This is a genomic window from Pseudomonas sp. REP124 (assembly GCF_020164475.1).
Classification (GTDB): Bacteria; Pseudomonadota; Gammaproteobacteria; order Pseudomonadales; family Pseudomonadaceae; genus Aquipseudomonas.
The window spans coordinates 59,609-79,184 of sequence record NZ_JAIQWX010000006.1; the positions used below are offsets into that span (position 1 = coordinate 59,609).

15 protein-coding genes and 2 tRNA genes are annotated in these 19,576 nt (G+C 60.7%); 3 read left to right on the forward strand and 14 right to left on the reverse strand.

Annotated features, from left to right (window positions below):
- Nucleotides 1–114 precede the first annotated feature (114 nt).
- Complete coding sequence (fpr, locus tag K9857_RS02995) at nt 115–894, forward strand: ferredoxin-NADP reductase (protein ID WP_003443014.1); 780 nt, start codon at nt 115–117, stop codon at nt 892–894.
- A 153-nt stretch (nt 895–1,047) separates the two neighbouring features.
- Here fpr and tsaA read toward each other — a convergent pair whose 3' ends face one another.
- From tsaA to rimO, 6 genes are all read right to left on the reverse strand, one after another.
- Nucleotides 1,048–1,749, reverse strand: a complete 702-nt coding sequence (gene tsaA / locus K9857_RS03000; protein ID WP_224533414.1) for a tRNA (N6-threonylcarbamoyladenosine(37)-N6)-methyltransferase TrmO — start codon at nt 1,747–1,749, stop codon at nt 1,048–1,050.
- Between the two features lie 186 nt (nt 1,750–1,935).
- Nucleotides 1,936–2,706: an SDR family oxidoreductase gene (locus tag K9857_RS03005; protein WP_224533415.1), complete on the reverse strand. Its 771-nt coding sequence runs from the start codon at nt 2,704–2,706 to the stop codon at nt 1,936–1,938.
- A gap of 135 nt (nt 2,707–2,841) precedes the next feature.
- Nucleotides 2,842–3,312, reverse strand: a complete 471-nt coding sequence (locus K9857_RS03010) for a DUF1456 family protein (protein WP_224533416.1) — start codon at nt 3,310–3,312, stop codon at nt 2,842–2,844.
- Between the two features lie 75 nt (nt 3,313–3,387).
- Nucleotides 3,388–4,098: an rRNA pseudouridine synthase gene (locus tag K9857_RS03015; protein WP_224533417.1), complete on the reverse strand. Its 711-nt coding sequence runs from the start codon at nt 4,096–4,098 to the stop codon at nt 3,388–3,390.
- 192 nt (nt 4,099–4,290) lie between these two features.
- Complete coding sequence (locus K9857_RS03020) at nt 4,291–4,764, reverse strand: GNAT family N-acetyltransferase (RefSeq protein ID WP_224533418.1); 474 nt, start codon at nt 4,762–4,764, stop codon at nt 4,291–4,293.
- 126 nt (nt 4,765–4,890) lie between these two features.
- Entirely contained in the window at nt 4,891–6,228 is a 1,338-nt protein-coding gene (gene rimO / locus K9857_RS03025; protein WP_224533419.1) for a 30S ribosomal protein S12 methylthiotransferase RimO, read from the reverse strand.
- Nucleotides 6,229–6,517: 289 nt separating this feature from the next.
- Between rimO and K9857_RS03030 the strand changes: the two genes are divergently transcribed.
- On the forward strand, nt 6,518–8,419 hold the full coding sequence (locus tag K9857_RS03030; protein ID WP_224533420.1) for a potassium transporter Kup: 1,902 nt from the start codon (nt 6,518–6,520) through the stop codon (nt 8,417–8,419).
- A gap of 183 nt (nt 8,420–8,602) precedes the next feature.
- Here K9857_RS03030 and K9857_RS03035 read toward each other — a convergent pair whose 3' ends face one another.
- The 4 genes from K9857_RS03035 to K9857_RS03050 form a co-directional block, all read right to left on the reverse strand.
- Entirely contained in the window at nt 8,603–9,898 is a 1,296-nt protein-coding gene (locus K9857_RS03035) for a virulence factor family protein (protein WP_224533421.1), read from the reverse strand.
- Nucleotides 9,898–12,540, reverse strand: a complete 2,643-nt coding sequence (gene mprF / locus K9857_RS03040; protein ID WP_224533422.1) for a bifunctional lysylphosphatidylglycerol flippase/synthetase MprF — start codon at nt 12,538–12,540, stop codon at nt 9,898–9,900. The genes K9857_RS03035 and mprF overlap by 1 nt, the downstream gene beginning before the upstream one ends.
- Before the next feature lie 280 nt (nt 12,541–12,820).
- Nucleotides 12,821–12,897: transfer RNA gene (locus tag K9857_RS03045), tRNA-Met, on the reverse strand.
- Nucleotides 12,898–13,107: 210 nt separating this feature from the next.
- Nucleotides 13,108–13,184: transfer RNA gene (locus tag K9857_RS03050), tRNA-Met, on the reverse strand.
- Between the two features lie 302 nt (nt 13,185–13,486).
- On the opposite strand from K9857_RS03050, the gene dinB reads away from it, so the two are divergent.
- Nucleotides 13,487–14,548 carry a DNA polymerase IV gene (dinB, locus tag K9857_RS03055; RefSeq protein ID WP_224533423.1) on the forward strand — a complete coding sequence of 354 codons (1,062 nt, stop codon included), beginning with the start codon at nt 13,487–13,489 and terminating at the stop codon, nt 14,546–14,548.
- 107 nt (nt 14,549–14,655) lie between these two features.
- On the opposite strand, the gene K9857_RS03060 is transcribed toward dinB, so the two are convergent.
- The 4 genes from K9857_RS03060 to K9857_RS03075 form a co-directional block, all read right to left on the reverse strand.
- Nucleotides 14,656–15,609, reverse strand: a complete 954-nt coding sequence (locus tag K9857_RS03060; RefSeq protein WP_224533424.1) for a hypothetical protein — start codon at nt 15,607–15,609, stop codon at nt 14,656–14,658.
- A 17-nt stretch (nt 15,610–15,626) separates the two neighbouring features.
- On the reverse strand, nt 15,627–17,342 hold the full coding sequence (locus K9857_RS03065; protein ID WP_224533425.1) for a proline--tRNA ligase: 1,716 nt from the start codon (nt 17,340–17,342) through the stop codon (nt 15,627–15,629).
- A 140-nt stretch (nt 17,343–17,482) separates the two neighbouring features.
- A complete protein-coding gene (locus tag K9857_RS03070) occupies nt 17,483–19,042 on the reverse strand; it encodes an AmpG family muropeptide MFS transporter (RefSeq protein ID WP_224533426.1) in 1,560 nt (519 codons plus the stop codon).
- A 44-nt stretch (nt 19,043–19,086) separates the two neighbouring features.
- Nucleotides 19,087–19,440 carry an MGMT family protein gene (locus K9857_RS03075; RefSeq protein WP_224533427.1) on the reverse strand — a complete coding sequence of 118 codons (354 nt, stop codon included), beginning with the start codon at nt 19,438–19,440 and terminating at the stop codon, nt 19,087–19,089.
- Nucleotides 19,441–19,576: the final 136 nt, after the last annotated feature.

The following is a 19,576-nucleotide window of genomic DNA, read 5'->3' on the forward strand; positions in this document are numbered from 1 at the left end:
TTATCTTAATAATCCATTTAACAGATATTCTCTCTGCTATTAGAATGCGATGCAATTGCGCACCCTTCCAGAGAGTTCGGAGCACGCGCAGATAATCTCCAGGAGTCCCCGTACATGAGCAACATGAACCACGAGCGTGTCCTCAGTGTTCATCACTGGAACGACACTCTGTTCAGCTTCAAGTGCACCCGCGATCCGGGCCTGCGCTTCGAGAACGGTCAGTTCGTGATGATCGGCCTGCAACAGCCAAACGGCCGCCCGCTTATGCGCGCTTACTCGATTGCCAGCCCGAACTGGGAAGAGCATCTCGAGTTCTTCAGCATCAAGGTGCCTGACGGTCCGCTGACTTCCCAGCTGCAGCATCTGAAGGAAGGCGACGAGATCATCATCAGCAAGAAGCCAACCGGCACCCTGGTGCTGGATGACTTGAAGCCTGGCAAGCATCTGTACCTGCTCAGCACCGGTACCGGTCTGGCGCCGTTCATGAGCGTCATTCAGGATCCGGAAACCTACGAGCGTTTCGAAAAAGTGATCCTGTGCCACGGCGTTCGTTACGTCAACGAAGTCGCTTACCGCGAGTTCATCACCGAGCACCTGCCGCAGAACGAATTCTTCGGCGAAGCGCTGCGTGACAAGTTGATCTACTACCCGACCGTGACCCGCGAGCCGTTCGAGAACGAAGGCCGCCTGACCGACCTGATGCGCAGCGGCAAGCTGTTCAGCGACATCGGTCTGCCACCGATCAACCCGCAGGACGACCGCGCCATGCTGTGCGGCAGCCCGAGCATGCTCGACGAGACCAGCGAAGTGTTGAACAGCTTCGGCCTGAAAGTCTCGCCACGTATGCGCGAGCCGGGTGATTACCTGATCGAGCGTGCGTTCGTCGAGAAGTAAGACGGCGCAACACCAAAAAGCCCGCGTTGCCTCCAGGCAGCGCGGGCTTTTTGCTTTCCTGTAGGAGCGAGCATGCTCGCGATGGTCGTCACGATGACGTTGGCTGCCTGACACCCCTCGGTGCCTGTGCCTCCATCGCGAGCATGCTCGCTCCTACAGGGTCGGTTTTCGCACGACTTCCAGTACGCGGATCAACTCCGGCGTTGGGTAGTGCCAGCGCACATCCACATCCCAGAATTGCGCGCCGTATTCCCGCTCTGGCGCCGGCGTCTGATACGCCGGGCGTGGGTCTTGCGCGAGGCATTGCTCGATCAGCTCGACCAGTGGCTCCGCAAGGCGCTGAGCGTGTCCATGAGCCTGTTGCAGCGCGCTGTCGCTCCACTGCACCTCAATCAACTGCGGCGCAGCGCTGGCGATGCTGTTGGAGGCCGTGTCGATGATGTCGGCGTAGGGCACATAGGGTTTGATATCCAGAATCGGCGTACCGTCCAGCAGATCGATGCCGGATATCCACAGGCGATTGGCTTCGACCTTGTCCAGTTTGACCACGGACTGGCCGATGCCATTGGGCCGATGCGTCGCGCGGGTAGCGAACACACCCATGGACTTGTTGCCCCCCAAGCGGGGAGGGCGGACTTTCAGGCGCGGTTTTTCTTCCAGCGCCTGATGGAACAGAAACAGCAGCCAGACATGACTGACCTGCTCCAGCCCCTGCACCGCATCGCCCTGATCGAAGGGTGCCACCAGTTCCAGAACACCGCGGGCAGCCGGGGCCAGTTGCGGTTGGCGCGGGATGGCGAACTTCTCCTTGAAACAGGAGTGTACGAAGCCGATGGGGGAAACGCTGTAGGTCATGGGTGGCGGTCGAGGGGGAATGAGGTGGGCATGATAACCCGATCGACCGGTGGTTCGATGTTGCCTGTTAGTCAGTCTTCGCGGGCAAGCCTCGCTCCCACAGGGTTCTGCAGTGGACACAACATATGAGTACACCCCAAAACCCTGTGGGAGCGTGGCTTGCCCGCGAAAGCCACACCACCGATTTCAGAGACTGAACCCGCCATCCAGCGGAATGATATTCCCGGTCATGTAGGCCCCCGCCGTACTCGCCAGACTGATTGCCAGCGCCGCCATTTCCTCCTCCCGTCCCCAGCGCTTCATCGGGATCAGCGCCGTGTCCTCGGCCAGCGCCCGCTCATCATTGCCGATGTGCTGGGTCATTTTGCTCGGAAAGCGCCCCGGTGCGATCACGTTGACGTTGATGTGCTGGGTCACCAGTTCCCGGGCGAGCATCCGCGACAGTTGATGCAGGGCCGCCTTGCTGGGGCCGTAGGCGTAGGCCTGCTCGCCGTGGGAGGTGATGCCCGCGACCGAGCCGATGTTGATGATCCGTGCCGGATTTGCCGCGGAACCGGCCTTGCGTAACAGCGGCAGGAATTGCTGAATGCAGTTGAAGACGGACGTCACGTTGAGCTGCATAACCTTTTCCCAGCCCTTGATTGGGTAGCTCTCCAGCGGCGCGCCCCAAGTGGTGCCGGCGTTGTTGACCAGAATGTCTAGATGGTTGATCTGTTCGCCCAGTCGCGCGACCAGTTGCAGCACGCCCTCTTCGGTGGCCAGATTGGCCGCGATGCCATGGCAGCGACCATAGGCGCCGAGTTCGTCAGCCGTTTGCTGGCAGGCCTCGACATCGCGGGCGCAGACATAGACGGTGGCGCCGGCCTCGACAAAGGCCTTGGCGATCATTTTGCCGATGCCCCGGGTGCCGCCGGTGACCAGCGCAGTGCGGCCTTGCAGGGAGAAGTAGTGATGCATGGCGAATCCTGAGAGCTGAAGGTCATTACACCCTAGTCGTCAGTCGCGGGGAGCGGAGCCACTATTTTTGCGAGGAATGGGCTGTCATAGAGCCCGGCCTTGAGCTGCGAGATTGCAGCTCAAGAGAGTCGAGCCTTATTGAGGGCGCACGCGCAGGGTCAGGCCCTTGAGGAAATTACGCAGCAACTGATCGCCACACGGACGGTAGTTGGTGTGGCCGACCTTGCGGAACAGCGCGCTCAGCTCAGGCTTGGACACCGGGAACTCGGCGGCCTTGAGGATCGCGTGCATGTCGTCTTCCTTGAGTTCGAAGGCCACCCGCAGCTTTTTCAGGATGATGTTGTTGGTCACCGGCACTTCGATCGGCATCGGTGGGCGGCTTTCGTCCTTGCCGCGCTTGAACACCACCAGGCCGTCGAGGAAGTGCGCCATGACGTCGTCCGGGCAGCGCACGAAACCTTCCTCGTCTTCCTCTTTCTTGTCGAGCCAGGTCACCACGTCTTCCAGCTTCACGTCCATGCCGCCGAGCTTGATGATCTCGACGACTTTCTTGTCGCTGATGTCGAGCATGTAGCGCACGCTGCGCAGTACGTCGTTATGAATCATGTGTGCAGTCCTGATATTCAGCTGTGGGCAGCGCACCAGGGCGCGCTGCCGAAATGTGTTGCGGCGAGAGAAACCTTAGAACTTCTCTTTGCCGGACAGGTAGCGCCATTGCCCCAACGGCACCTTGCCGATGGACACGCCGCCGACACGGATGCGGCGGATGCCCACGACCTTCAGGCCCACGGCCTGGCAGAACAGGGCGATCACGCCCGGTTGCGGGTTCTTCAAGGCGAAGCGCAGACGATTTTCGTTCTGCCAACTGGCCTTGACCGATGGCAACTCCTTGCCCTTGTAAGTCAGGCCGTGCTGCAAGCGGTTGAGGCCGTGCTCGATCATGTCGCCTTCGACCTCAACCACGTATTCCTGCTCGATCTTCGCGGCGTCGGCGGTGAGCTTGCGCAGAATCTTCCAATCCTGGGTGAACACCAGCAGGCCGCTGGCGTTGGGTTGCAGGTCAGTGCTGGCGGTCAGGCGCAGGAAGTGGCCGCGCAGCGGGCGTTTGCCGAAGCGGTGCTCTTCGCTCAGGGTCTCGGCGCTCAGGGTCGCCATGGCGGTCTCGGCGTCAATGCCCGCAGGCACGTTGAGCAGCAGGGTCACCGGCTCGGGCGCGGTGGCCTTGGCATCCTTGTCGAGTTCGACTTTCTGGTCGCTGACCTTGAATTGCGGCTCGTCGATGACTTCGCCGTCAACGGTCACCCAACCGCCTTCGATGAACAGCTCGGCTTCCCGGCGGGAGCAACCGACGAGTTCTATAAGGCGTTTGGAAAGTCGAATCGGGTCAGTCATGACGGGGCCGTAAGAAAAAAAGGGTGGGCATTGTACCTGCATGGCTCGAGTTAATCGCGATCCCATTTCGTCGCAGGGTTGCTCTATGTGGGAGCGAGCCTGCTCGCGATAGCGGTAGAACATTCAATATCGATGTCGAGACGGATGGCCTCATCGCGAGCAGGCTCGCTCCCACAAGTGTTTTGCCGTCTGTCAGGCCTTGCGCGTCAGTTGCCCGGACTGGCGATAGCGCATATGCAGCAAAGGATACGGCTGCCCCATGCCATCGACCTCCGAGCGCCCGATCACCTCGAACCCTTGCTTGAAATAGAACCCCAGCGCCTGCGGGTTCTGTTCGTTGACGTCCAGTTCGTCGGCGTTCAGGTGCTCCATGGCATAACGCAACAACTGCTTGCCCAGGCCCTGGCCGCGATGCGCAGGGTCGATGAACAGCATTTCAATCTTGCCCGCCGCGACTCCGGCGAACCCGGTGATTCGCTGGCGCGAGTCTTTGGTGCAGATCAGCATCACCGCATCGAGGTAGCGGGTCAGTACCAGGTTCTTCAGCAGCTCGATGTAGCTGTCCGGCAGAAAGTCGTGGGTGGCGCGCACCGATGCTTCCCAGACCCGGGTCAATTCCTGGTAGTCACTCAGTTTCGGCGTGTGGATGACCGAATGTTGGCGCATTCCCGGCTGCTCCTTGTTTCGATTGCGGTCGTTCACAAACTTGAGAATCCCTTCATTCACCAAACGATAGCCGTAAAAAAGCCCCGCATCTCGTCAAAAGAGCGGGGCTTTTCATAATTTCAGCGTTTAGATCTGTTCGGCCCAGAGGTCATATTCGTCGGCGTCGGTCACTTTGCACCAGACCTTGTCGCCAGGCTTGAGGTTGCTGCCGTTGTCGATGAACACGTTGCCGTCGATTTCCGGCGCGTCGAAGAAGCAGCGGCCGACCGCGCCTTGCTCGTCGACTTCATCGACCAGCACTTCGATTTCACGGCCGATGCGCATTTGCAGGCGCGCCGAGCTGATTTCCTGCTGGTGCGCCATGAAGCGCTCCCAACGGTCCTGCTTGACGTCGTCGGGCACCACTTCCAGATCCAGATCGTTGGCTGGAGCACCTTCGACCGGTGAGTACTGGAAGCAGCCGACGCGGTCGAGCTGGGCTTCGGTCAACCAGTCCAGCAGGTACTGGAAGTCTTCCTCGGTTTCGCCAGGGAAGCCGACGATGAAGGTCGAGCGGATGATCAGATCCGGGCAGATTTCGCGCCAGTTCTTGATTCGCGCCAGGGTCTTGTCTTCGAACGCCGGGCGTTTCATCGACTTCAGCACTTTCGGGCTGGCGTGCTGGAACGGGATGTCCAGGTACGGCAGGATCTTGCCGGCGGCCATCAGCGGGATCAGCTCGTCGACGTGCGGGTACGGGTAAACGTAGTGCAGGCGCACCCAGACACCGAGGGTGCTCAGGGCTTCGCACAGTTCGGTCATGCGGGTTTTCACCGGCGCGCCGTTCCAGAAACCGGTGCGGTATTTGACGTCGACGCCGTAGGCGCTGGTGTCCTGGGAGATCACCAGCAGTTCCTTGACGCCGGACTTGACCAGGCGCTGGGCCTCGTCGAGCACGTCACCGACCGGGCGGCTGACCAGCTTGCCGCGCATCGACGGGATGATGCAGAAGCTGCAGCTGTGGTTGCAGCCTTCGGAAATCTTCAGGTAGGCGTAGTGACGCGGGGTCAGCTTGATACCTTGCGGCGGCACCAGGTCGATCAGCGGGTTGTGATCCTGTTTCGGCGGCACGACTTCATGCACCGCGTTGACCACTTGCTCGTACTGCTGCGGACCGGTCACGGCCAGTACGCTCGGGTGCACGTCGCGGATGTTGCCTTCTTCCACGCCCATGCAGCCGGTCACGATGACCTTGCCGTTTTCCTTGATCGCTTCGCCGATCACTTCCAGGGACTCTGCCTTGGCCGAGTCGATGAAGCCGCAGGTGTTGACCACCACGACATCGGCGTCCTGGTAGGTGGACACAACGTCATAACCTTCCATGCGCAGCTGAGTCAGGATGCGCTCGGAGTCGACCAGTGCTTTGGGGCAACCCAGGGATACGAAGCCAACTTTCGGATTGGCCGGCGCAGGAGTGGTGGACATGTCTAACCTCGGTATTTTGGGACGCCTCAAGCCAACAGGGGCAAGGCGACAGACGGACGCTTTTTTGCGCCTCTGATCAAAAAGTGCGCAATTCTATCGATGAGACGTTCACTTGACCAGCTTTATGCAGGGAAATACGACGAGTGCTGCGCTATGCTTCGCGCCGTTGGGCTTTACCTTTTTTTTACAGTCAACAAAACGTCTGTAACAAGAGGTAAAACAACCCATGCTGCATTACAAAGCTTAGTGCTTCGTTCGAAGAAGCCGGTCTGGGAATCAGGAGTGTTGGATGGGTCAGGCAAGTAGTCACGCGGCGGGCGCGGGGCATTCGACGGTAAATCCGATCGGGATGCTGGTGGCGGCGGTCGGGGTGGTTTATGGCGATATCGGCACGAGCCCGTTGTACACCCTCAAGGAAGTGTTTTCCGGCGGCTATGGCGTGCCGGTCAACCACGACGGCGTGCTGGGTATTCTGGCGCTGATTTTCTGGTCGCTGATCTGGGTCGTGTCGATCAAATACATGATGTTCGTGCTGCGCGCCGACAACCAGGGCGAAGGCGGGATCATGGCCCTGACCGCGCTGGCACGGCGAGCGGCGGCAGGGCACGCGAAGCTGCGCACGCTTCTGGTGGTGTGCGGACTGATTGGCGCGGCGCTGTTCTATGGCGACAGCATGATCACCCCGGCGATTTCCGTTCTGTCGGCCATCGAGGGCCTGGGGCTGGCGTTCGAAGGCATCGATCACTGGGTGGTGCCGCTGTCGCTGATTGTGCTGGTCGGGCTCTTTCTGATTCAGCGCCACGGCACCGCGCGCATCGGCATTCTGTTCGGGCCGATCATGGTCACCTGGTTCGTGGTACTCGGCGCTCTGGGTGTCTACGGCATCATGCAGCACCCGGAAGTGCTGCAAGCGGTGAACCCGGTGTGGGGCGTGCGTTTCTTCATTGTGCATCCGGGCATGGGCGTGGCGATCCTCGGTGCCGTGGTGCTGGCCTTGACCGGTGCCGAAGCGCTGTACGCCGACATGGGTCACTTCGGTCGCAAGCCGATCGCTCGGGCCTGGTTCATCCTGGTGCTGCCGGCGCTGGTGCTGAACTACTTCGGCCAGGGGGCGTTGCTGCTGGGTGATCCGGAAGCCGCACGCAACCCGTTCTATCTGCTGGCGCCGAACTGGGCGCTGATTCCGCTGGTGGCGCTGTCGACCATGGCCACCGTCATTGCTTCCCAAGCCGTGATTTCCGGGGCCTTCTCCCTGACTCGCCAGGCGATCCAGCTCGGTTACATTCCGCGCATGCACATCCAGCACACCTCCAGCGCCGAGCAGGGCCAGATCTACATTGGCGCGGTGAACTGGTCGCTGATGGTCGGCGTGGTGCTGCTGGTGCTGGGTTTCGAATCGTCCAACGCCCTGGCCTCGGCCTACGGCGTGGCGGTGACCGGGACCATGCTGATGACCAGCGTTCTGGTGTCGGCGGTGATGCTGCTGCTGTGGAAGTGGCCGCCGGTGCTTGCGGTGCCGATCTGCCTCGGGTTCCTGCTGGTGGACGGCGTGTACTTCGCCGCCAACGTGCCGAAAATCGTTCAGGGCGGTGCATTCCCGGTGATCGCAGGTCTCGCGCTGTTCGTGCTGATGACCACCTGGAAGCGCGGCAAGCAGTTACTGGTGGACCGTATCGATGAGGGCGGGCTGCCGCTGGATATCTTCATCAGCAGCATCGCCGTACAGCCACCGCATCGCGTGCAGGGCACCGCCGTGTTCCTCACCGCGCGACCCGACGCCGTCCCCCACGCCTTGTTGCACAACCTGCTGCACAACCAGGTGTTGCACGAGCAAGTGGTGCTGCTGACCGTGGTGTACGAAGACATTCCGCGGGTGCCGACGAACCGCCGCTTCGAAGTCGAAGCCTACGGTGAGGGTTTCTTCCGGGTGATCCTGCATTTCGGCTTCACCGACGAACCGGACGTGCCACAGGCGCTGAAGCTCTGCCATCTGGCCGAGCTGGACTTCAGCCCGATGCGCACCACCTACTTCCTCAGCCGCGAAACGGTCATCGCCTCCAAACTGGTCGGCATGTCCCGCTGGCGCGAAGCCCTGTTCGCCTTCATGTTGCAGAACGCCAACGGCAATCTGCGCTTCTTCAATCTGCCGTTGAACCGGGTGATTGAGTTGGGGACGCAGGTGGAGATGTAACGCGGTCTCTGTAGGAGCGAGTATGCTCGCGATGGACGCAAGTGCGCCGCTGGGCACCAGGCCTCCAGCGTTATCGCCGACGACCATCGCGAGCAGGCTCGCTCCCACAAGGGATTTATCCTTCGGATGAAAGAAAAGCCCCTGTAACCCAAAGGTTGCGGGGGCTTTTTGTCGGGCTTCAGATTATTCCTTAGCCTCGGTTTCCTGCGCCTGACGCTTTTCGATCACGTCCACCAGGCGCTTGGCCAGGGCCGGGTAGTTTTCGTCGAAGTGGTGGCCGCCGGGCAGTTTCATGGTTTCGCCTACGGCGGTCTTGTCGGTGCAGCCGCTTTCGTCGATTTCCTCTTCGCCGAAGATGCACACCACTTTGGCCGGTGGCAGCTTGGCCATTTCCGGGCCGGTGGCGGCTTCTTTGCCGGCGTTGCCGAGCCAGCCTTCGACTTCGATTTCGAAGCTGCCGGTGCGGGCGAAGGCCAGCAGGATGATTGCGTCGACCCTTTGTTGCTCGGACTCGGGCAGGCGGTTGTAGATGGCTGGCAGAACGTCGGCGCCGAACGAGTAGCCGGTCAGGATGAAGCGCTTGGTGCCCCATTTCTGCCGGTAGTGCTGCATCAGTTCGGTCAGGTCCAGGGCACTTTGCTCGGGACTCTTGTGCTGCCAGTAGTAGCGCAAGGTGTCGATGCCGACCACCGGATAGCCGATCTTGGCCATCTCGCCTGCCACATCGCGGTCCAGGTCGCGCCAGCCGCCGTCGCCGGACAGGAACAGGGTCACGGTGTCTTTCGCTTGCCCGGCCGGGACTTCGACCACCGGGATTTGCAGGCCGCCGGCAGCCTTGTCGCCACCGACGAGGATTTTGCGCAGTTCGTTGTTCAGCACTTGCGGCAGGTTGATGTCGTAGTCGCTGATGCTGGTTTCGGCGTTAGGTTGATCACGCACGAAGCCGGCGCTGGTGTCGTCCGGGTTGTCGTTCCACGCCACCAGCCAGTGACCGTGGGCGGCACTTTTCGGCAACAGGTGAGTGCAGCCGGGTTTCTCCAGGGCCAGGTCCACCGAAACCGCCTGGGCCTTGTCGTTCTTCTGCTCGGACAACCAGCGCCATGCCAGCACGGCGCCGGGGCCGATACCGCTGACCAGGGTCGCCGGACCCTTGAGTTCACGCAGGCCGGTTTGCAGCGCGCGGCTTTGCAGCAGGCAGTCCTTCGGCAGGATCACCTGAACAATCTGGGCGGAGGCACTGCGGCTCAGGGTCAGCAATTGCTTGTCGCTGAGTTTCTGGTCTTCGTTGACCGCCACCAGTACCTGGGCGCGTGGCGTATTGCCCGGGATGACACGGGTCATCGCCGGGCCATCGGTCGGGGTCAGTTGTTCGAGGGTCGGCTCCGGAGCCGGGCGCTTCAGGTACCAGTAGCCACCACCGAGAATCACGGCCAGCACAATCAGCGTGCCGAGTATGTAGCGCAAGGAGCGTTGAATCATCAGCGTTTCACCAATCCAGTCAAGCCGCCCGCGATCAGGGCAGCAGTGTCGGCCAGCGCAACCAGCGGATCGAGTCCGGCGGGCACGGCCATATAACGGGGTTCCCAGTCAGGCTGGAATTTGTCTTTGAAGCGGCGCAAGCCTTGGAAGTTGTAGAGCTGCTCACCACGGCGGAAAACCATCGAGCCCAGGCGCTGGGTCAGTGGCGCACCGCGGCGGGGTTGCAACCCCGACAGTGGCACCATGCCCAGACTGAAGCGCGCGTATCCGTGACTCTTATAGTGTTGGATCAGGCCGACCATCATGAACTCCATGGTCAGCTTGGGGGCGTCCGGGTGCGCGCGCATCAGATCGAGGCTGGCCAGATCATGGCCGTAGGTCTCGAGTAGGTTGGCGAACGCCACCGGGCGCCCTTCGAAACGAATCACCGCAATGCGGAAATACTTGAGGTAGTCATCGCTGAATCTACCGAGGGAGAAGCCTTTCTCGCGCACGTTCTTGCCGGTCAGCCAGGCGTCGGAAATCACCTTGAGCTCATCCATCGGCGCCTGTCCCGGCTCATGGATCTCCAACGACAGGCCATCGCGGGTGCCACGGTTCCAGGTGTAACGCAGGTCCTTCATCTCCTTGCCCTTGGCCTCGAGATCGAAACGCTGCAGATCGACACGGGCCTCTTCGCCGAGCTTGATCGCGGTCAGGCCGATGTCCATGTAATAAGGCAGGTTCTCGGCGCGGACCTGGTAGAACACCGGGCGCGCGTGGTGGATGTCGCACAGGTCACGGAACTGCCAGATCATCTCGGCCCGCTGCTGGCCCGGACCGATCGGGTCATACAGTGCCACGAGGCTGCGGCCACGGCGGGCGTACATCAGGAACGCCTCGTCGTTGGGGTGAAACAGCAGTGCCTTGTCACCGGTCAGCGCCAGGCCGCCATCGGGTTGTGCCGAAGCCATGAGGATCTTGTGCGCGCGCTCCAGTTCGTCGGGCGTCGGCAGATGGATCACCGGGCGTGCTGTGCGCAGCAGCCAGGTCAGGGATATCACCACCAGCAGGACTGCGGCACCCAGTAGCGAGCGCAGGCCGCGTGGGGCGTCGGCGTCCAGGGTGAATTGCCACCACAGTTGATGGCTGTACGGTACGTCCTGATAGGCAAACAGCAGCAGCCAGATCGAGGCGGCCAGTACGCAAACGCTGGCCACCAGATACAGCGGAGAAAACGGCAGTTCGGTCAGGCGGCTGGGGCGATAGAACGACGTCCGGAAAACCCCAAGCAAGGCAGCCGTGAGGGTCATCAGAGTGGCTTCTTCCCAGTCGAAACCCTTGAGCAGGGAGAGCAGGGCGCCCACCAGCAACAGAATGGTGGTCAGCATCCAGGCCGCCGACAGTCGGCGACGCAGGCCCTGGGCGAGCAGCAGGCACAGTACGCCGATCAGGCTGGCGCCGAAGTGCGAGGCATCGACCAGTCGATGGGGGATCAGAAAACCGATGTGTTCCAGGCGGGTATCGATTTCCGGAGTGGCGCCGGAAAACAGCAACACCACGCCCGACAGGAACACCAGTACGGCTAGGATCGGTGCGGCCAGACCCGAGGCGGCGCGCAGGGTCTGGCGCGTCTGGAACAGCCGCTGACCTTCGTTGATCAGCAACAACAGGCACGCCACCAGCATTGGCAGCACGACGTAGATCAGGCGATACAGCAACAGGGCAGCAGCCAGTGGTGCGGCGCCCAGGGTATCGGAAAAGGCTGCGAGCAGAATCGCTTCGAACACCCCGACACCGCCCGGTACGTGGCTGAGCACGCCTGCGGCCAGCGCCAGCAGATAAACCAGGAGGAAGGCGCCGAACGGCGGTGCTTCCGGCAGCAACAGATAGAGCACCGTGGCGGCGGCAGCGACGTCCAGCGCTGTGATCACCAGTTGCAGGAAAGTCAGGCGGCGCCCCGGCAGGCGCAAGGTGCGCCGGCCGATCTTGACCAGCAGGTTGTCGGGATAGGGTTGCTCCGGCAGGCGGCGGCGATAGATGCCCACCGCGAGCACGGCGGATAGCAACAACACGGCGGCGGCGATTGTGCCCAGCAAGGTTTCCGAGAGCCCCAGGGCCACAGAAGCGCCGGACAGGTTGCTCAGGGTTGCCAGCGCGGCCAGTGGCGGCAGGGCGCAGCCCAGGGAGAGGCTGGCGAACAGCGTCATGTGGGCGACTTCGGTTGCACCAAGGCCATGGCGTGCATACAGGCGGTAACGAACCGAACCACCGGAGAGCATCGACAGGCCGATGGCATTGCCGATGGCGAACGCGGTGAAGCCGCCCAGCGCGAGCGTGCGAGGGGCCAGCGTCACGCCAGCGTAGCGGCTGGCCGACCATTCGTAACCCAGCAGAATGATGAAACCTGCCACGGTCGCACCCAGTGCGCCGAGGAGGGCGGGTTTGGGCACGTCCAGGATCGAGTCATGCAGTGCATCCAGATCCAGTTCGCTCAGCAGGTGGCGGCAGGCAACCAGTGCAATGGCGAACAATAGCAGCGTGACCGCCAGGCCGATGGGCTGTCGGTACTTGCTGATGAGATCAAGCAAGCGCAACCGTTCAGCCTTGATCGGTTGTGTCGCTGTCGCGGTGTCTTGAGAGTCAGACGAGTTGGCGCGCATCAATCACCTCTTGGATTGTGCGCGACAGGATGGAGGTATCCAGCCAAGTTACCAATCCCTGTGGAAAAAAATAATCACAAATATTAACGCCTATCACCGAGTCTCGGCGATGGCGAATCGCTAGTCGCCGGGTGTTTGGGGCGCGATTTCAGCATAGTCTGAACTTGGCGCCCGGGTGACCTGCGAAGGCTTGCGACACGGTGACAGATCATTGTTGCGAAAGGACTTTTTCATCGGGCACAAAAAAGGCCACTCTTTCGAGTGGCCTTTTTCAGACGTTTGGTTGCGGGAGCCGGATTTGAACCGACGACCTTCGGGTTATGAGCCCGACGAGCTACCAGGCTGCTCCATCCCGCGTCTGTGAGGCGGCATTCTATAGAGATACGCCGAGGTGTCAACCGTTAATCTCGATGATGGTCAAATAAACGTTAAGCGGTCGCAGGGGAGGCCTAAGTTTCGGAATCTGAAAGGATTCTCGTTTGCGCACAAACCTGAAGGAAGGTGTTTGACGACAAAACAGGCGCGCACAAAAAAGGCCATTCTTTCGAATGGCCTTTTTCAGACGTTTGGTTGCGGGAGCCGGATTTGAACCGACGACCTTCGGGTTATGAGCCCGACGAGCTACCAGGCTGCTCCATCCCGCGTCTGTGAGGCGGCATTCTACAGAGGAATGGCAGGCTGTCAACCTTCAAGGCCGATAAAACCTGTTCTGGTTCAATTGCTTAGCTGTTTAAAGCGGCGGCGGATCGGCCTGAGAGGCAGACAGGGCAATGGCTCCGGCTCTATCAGTCGGACGCGGGTGATTGAGAAAATAAATTTTTCCCGCTGCTTATTCCTACAGTCATTAGAGAAGATTCAGACTACTGGTGCTATATACAGGTGTCGGTGAGATACTGCCGACCTGACACGACCTATCGCCTTTTCTTCAGCTGAATACCGCTTCGATATGAGCCAGCGAAAAATCATCCACGTGGATTGCGACTGCTTCTACGCCGCCATCGAGATGCGCGACGACCCGCGACTGGCCGGGAAACCGCTGGCGGTTGGTGGGGCGGCGGATCGCCGTGGGGTGATTGCGACCTGCAATTACGAGGCTCGGGCCTACGGCGTGCGGTCGGCCATGTCCTCGGGGCATGCGTTGAAGCTGTGTCCGGACCTGACCATCGTCAAGCCGCGCATGGATGCCTACCGAGAAGCGTCGAAGGAAATTCACACGATCTTTCGCGATTACACCGACATCATCGAGCCGCTTTCCCTTGACGAGGCTTACCTTGATGTGTCGGACAGCGCGTATTTCGGCGGCAGCGCAACGCGCATCGCCCAGGACATCCGGCGGCGGGTGTCGAATCAGTTGCACATCACGGTCTCGGCGGGCGTGGCGCCGAACAAGTTTCTCGCCAAGATCGCCAGCGACTGGAGAAAACCCAACGGCCTGTTTGTCATTACCCCGGATCAGGTCGAGGACTTTGTCAGCGGTTTGCCCGTGAGCAAGCTGCACGGGGTCGGCAAAGTCACCGCCGATAAGTTGGGCAAGCTCGGGATCGCCGATTGTGAGCAGTTGCGCCAGTGGGACAAGTTGGCCCTGGTGCGAGAGTTCGGCAGCTTTGGCGAGCGTCTCTGGAGCCTGGCACGTGGCATCGACGAGCGGCAGGTGCACAACGACAGTCGCCGGCAATCGATCAGCGTCGAAAATACCTATGACACCGACCTGCCGGACCTGAAGAGTTGCCTGGATAAATTGCCCGAGTTGCTCGATACCCTGGCCGGGCGCATGGCGCGGATCGACAGCAGCTACCGGCCGGGCAAGCCGTTCGTCAAAGTGAAGTTTCATGATTTCACCCAGACCACACTTGAGCAGGCTGGGGCAGGGCGGGATCTGGGCAGTTATCAGTTGCTGCTGACCCAGGCGTTCAATCGTGGCGGCAAGCCGGTGCGGTTGTTGGGGGTGGGGGTAAGGCTGGAGGATTTGCGGGGCGGGTTTGAGCAGATGGAGTTGTTTGAACGGTAGATTGTGTTGAATTCATCGCGAACAGGCTCGCTCCCACATTAGGCCGCGTTGTTCGGGACAAAACGGTCAATTGTGGGAGCGAGCCTGCTCGCGATGTTTTTCAGGTTTTAATGCGGTCCCGGATCCGCCACCAGCCGCCCGGCATCCTTGGTCAAGGACTTGAGGAATTCGGTCTGCAGTTCTGGATCGTTGCGGGTCAGTTCGATCAGGCTCTGTTCCAGTTCGACGGCTTCTTCTTCCAGACCCAACTCCGACAGACGCTTGACCCGGTGTACCCACTGGCTCACTTCATCGTCTTCGAGGTCGTCGTAGATCAGCCCGTGCGCTTCGAGCAACTTGCCGCGCAGCGTGCTGCTGACGGCGAGGGACGAATCGGTGTGCACGTCATCGGTGGGATTCTCGACGCGGATCTGGAGTCTGGTCAGACGGTTCAGGTCGTATTCGGCGAACGGGCTGTCCAGCAGGTTTAGGCGCAGCACGCCATTCTTGTCGGTGCTCAGTTCGAAGGTTTCCTTGCCCGCCTTAACTTCCACCGGACGCTCGCTCCACGGCAGGCTCGAGTATTCGGTGCGCTTGTCGAGCTGAACCTCATCGATCCCGGCCAGGTTCTGCTGGGCGCGACCGTTGGATTGCACGTTCATGAACGGGTTCAGGCCGGCGAAGCCATAGTTGAACCAGTCCTTGGTCATGCTATCGGGCAGGTTGCCGAAGGCGAAAACGTTGACCACGTTCGCACCTACGCCGCCCACAACAGCTACTGCGCCCAGCGGGATCTCGTAGATCTCCCGCCAGGGTTGGTATGGCGTGTAACGATCGTAATGGCGCGTGACTTCGAACTCAGTGACTTCGAAAGTCTTCTGCTCGTGGATCTTCACCCGACGTTGCGGCAGCTCAAGCACCTTGGGCTCGCCGACATCGATCTGCAGGCTGTGATCAAGCAGTTTGCGCTCGACACGTTCCTCGTGTTCGCTGCGCTGCGACATGTGGTTGGCACAGCCGCTGACCAGCAGGGTGCCGCACAGGGCGGCACCACCGAGGCCTAAGGTGTTTCGCTTGAACATGACGTCTCTATCTGGAATCAGCGGCGGATACGAGCCTGAAGGAAGGAGAGTACGTCGGCGACCGGCAGCGCTTGCGGCTCGGCCTCGGTACGGCTCTTGTATTCCAGGTTGCCTTCGGCCAGGCCGCGGTCGCTGACCACGATCCGGTGCGGAATGCCGATCAGTTCCATGTCTGCGAACTTGATGCCCGGGCTGGTTTTCTTGTCGCGATCGTCCAGCAGCACTTCAAAGCCGGCAGCGGTCAGTTCCGTGTACAGCTTGTCGGTTGCTTCGCGAACCTGCTCGGTTTCATAGCGCAGTGGCACCAGAGCAATCTGGAATGGCGCCAGGGTGTCGCTCCAGATGATGCCCTTGTCGTCGCTGTTCTGCTCGATGGCAGCTGCAACCACGCGGGAAACGCCGATACCGTAGCAGCCCATTTCCAGGGTGACCGGCTTGCCGTTCTCGCCCAGCACTTCGCACTTCATCGCCTTGCTGTACTTGTTGCCCAGCTGGAAGATGTGCCCGACTTCGATGCCGCGCTTGATTTCCAGGGTGCCCTTGCCGTCCGGGCTCGGGTCGCCGCTGACCACGTTGCGCAGGTCGGCAACGGTCGGCACCGGCAGGTCACGCTCCCAGTTCACGCCGAAGTAGTGCTTGTCGTCGATGTTGGCACCGATGCCGAAGTCGCTCATCAGCTCGACCGAACGGTCGATGATGATTGGCAGTGGCAGGTTCAGCGGGCCGAGGGAACCGGCGCCGGCGCCGATGGCGTCGCGCAGTTCGGCATCGCTGGCCATGACCAGCGGGCTGGCGACGCCAGGCTGGTTGGCGGCCTTGATTTCGTTGAGTTCGTGGTCGCCGCGGATGATCAGGGCAATCAGCTTGCCTTCTTCTTCGGCGTGCACGATCAGCGTCTTGATGGTCTTTTCAATCGGCAGATTGAATTTTTCCACCAGCGCGGCAATGGTCTTGGTGTCTGGAGTGTCTACCAGACGCAGCTCTTCAGACGGTGCAGGACGGGACGTTTCCCGTGGCACGGCTTCGGCTTTCTCGATGTTTGCCGCGTATTCGGAACCGTTGCTGAAGACAATATCGTCTTCGCCGGATTCGGCCAGTACGTGGAATTCGTGGGAGCCGGCACCGCCGATGGAGCCGTTGTCGGCTTCAACCGGACGGAATTTCAGACCCAGGCGGGTGAACACGTTGCAGTAGGCCTGATGCATGCGATCGTAGGTGACCTGCAGCGATGCCTGGTCAGCGTGGAACGAGTAGGCGTCTTTCATGACGAACTCGCGACCGCGCATCAAACCAAAGCGTGGGCGGATTTCATCACGGAATTTGGTCTGGATCTGGTACAGGTTGATTGGCAGCTGTTTGTAGCTGCTCAACTCGTTACGCATCAGATCGGTGATGACTTCTTCGTGGGTCGGACCGGCGCAGAAGTCGCGACCGTGTCGATCTTTGAAGCGCAGCAATTCAGGGCCGTACTCTTCCCAGCGACCCGATTCCTGCCACAGCTCGGATGGTTGAGTGCTTGGCATCAACACTTCAAGGGAGCCAGCAGCGTTCATTTCTTCGCGAACGATAGCTTCGACCTTGCGCATCACTCGCAAGCCCATCGGCAGCCAGGTGTACAGGCCCGAGGCGAGTTTGCGGATCATGCCGGCGCGCAGCATCAGCTGATGGCTGATCACGACCGCGTCGGAAGGCGTTTCTTTTTGTGTTGCGAGCAAAAATTGACTGGTACGCATGGTTGGCCGTTATCGATAGCTGATGACGAGAAATGACGGAGCATTGTACGGGCGAGATCCGCTGTCGTACAGGCGTGCGGTCGGTGGTGTGCAGAGGGCATAAATCCCGGCGCCCTCGCTGATTTTCCTGCAGATATTTCCTACGATTCTTCCGCAACCTGACCGGGAACGGGCTCCGGCGTCGGTTTCGGACCTTCGCGGCGGCTCTCCTGGAACCAGTGCAAGGCGATCAGAACCAGGGTGGGAACTCCCAGCAGGGCGGTGATCAGGAAGAATTGGTGGTAACCGAACTTTTCCACCATGACCCCCGAATAGCCGCCGATCAGGCGCGGCAGCAGGAGCATGATCGAACTGAGCAGGGCGTATTGGGTGGCGGAGAACTTGAGGTTGGTCAGGCTCGACAGGTACGCCACGAACGCAGATGTCGCCAGGCCCGAACTGAAGTTGTCCAAGGAAATGGTGAGGATCAGCATCTGCAGGTTGGGGCCCATATCGGCCAGCATCAGGAACAGGATGTTGGTGCTGGCAGACGCGACGCCGCCGATGAACAGGATCGGCAGGATGCCGAAGCGCACGATCAGCAGGCCGCCCATGCCGGCGCCGACCAGGGTCATGATCAGCCCGAAGATTTTGCTGACGCTGGCGATCTGGTCCTTGGTGAAGCCCTGGTCGATGTAGAACACGTTGGCCATCACGCCCATCACCGTGTCGGACATCCGGTAGGTCGCGATCAGCCCGAGCAGCAGCAGGGCTTGCCAGCGGTAACGCAGGATGAAGTCGTTGACCGGTGTCAGCACCGGCGCGAGGCCGCGGCGCCCCATGGACGACAGGCACAGGGCGGTAAGGGTGATGTAGAGGATCGCACGCAGAAAGGCACGGTCCTGAAGCAGCAGGTCGAGCAGGCTCACGCCTTCGAACAGCACGCTGGCGAAATCGGTGTTGTAGAGCTGGGTGAACATTGCCGGCACGGACACCAGCAGCACGATCAGGACGAAAACCGAAGCCAGTTGATGGACGAAAGTGTAGCGCCCAGCCTGCAGCTGAGTGCGCAGCGGCACTGGAGGCTCGCGCATGAACAGGCTGGTCAGCAGTGCCGGAATCATCAGCACGCCGAAGAGGATATATGTGCCGGCCCAGGCGGAATGCTGATAGTTGAAACCGGTGGAGCCGAAGCCTTCGGCGAAATACAGGGCGCCGGCAGTGGCCAGCAGCGCCGCGATTCGATAGCCGGACATGTAGCTGGCCGCCAGGGCCGCCTGACGATTGTCTTCGGCGATTTCCAGGCGGTAGGCGTCCACCGCGATGTCTTGCGTTGCCGAGGCGAAAGCGACGATCACCGCGATGGCGATCAACCAGGAGAGATGTTTTTGCGGGTCACAGAAGCCCATGCCGATCAGGCCGAGGATCACCAGACTCTGGGACAGCACCAGCCACGAGCGTCGTCGTCCCAGCTTGCCGAGCAGCGGCAGGCGCCATTGGTCGAGCAGCGGTGACCAGACCCATTTGAAGGCATAGGCCAGGCCGATCAGGCTTGCATAGCCGATGGTTTCGCGAGCCACACCGGCTTCGCGCAACCAGACCGAAAGCGTCGAGAACACCAGCATGTAGGGCAAGCCGGCGGCGAAACCCAGCAGCAGCAGTACAAGCGTCGAGGGGCTGGCATAGGCAGCGAGCGCGGCGCGCCAGGTTTTACGGGGCATGGGCTGGAGTCTGCCTCAAGAAATACGAAAACAAAGCGCGCACTCTAACCGCTGTGCTCTACCGGGCGCCACCCATGGCGCCGAATATCAACACGATTATTCAGGATACTGATGCCCTCCATGCGCAATCGAGCGCGTTGTTCATCCCCGGACGGACTGCCCACGGGCAGGCTGATGCGTCCACCGGCACCCAGCACCCGGTGCCAGGGCAATTTGCTGTCGCCGGGCAGTTGGCTCAATGTCCGGCCCACCCAGCGGGCAGCGCGGCCCAGGCCTGCAAGCTCGGCCAACTGACCATAGCTCACCACCTTGCCCTCGGGGACTTGCGCGAGGGTCAGGTAGAGCGCCGTGCGTCGGATTTGTGCCTCGCTCTCGGCTTCAGCGGTGGGTTGTTTCACGTCCGGATAATCCTGAAAAAAATCGCAGTACCGTCTGTAGAGTAAATCGTGGATGACGAGATGAGAAATGAACTCAATAGAAATAGTCGGGTCAGTCCTAACCAGGGCGTTATTTCCCGGATAATGCTGACTTTTT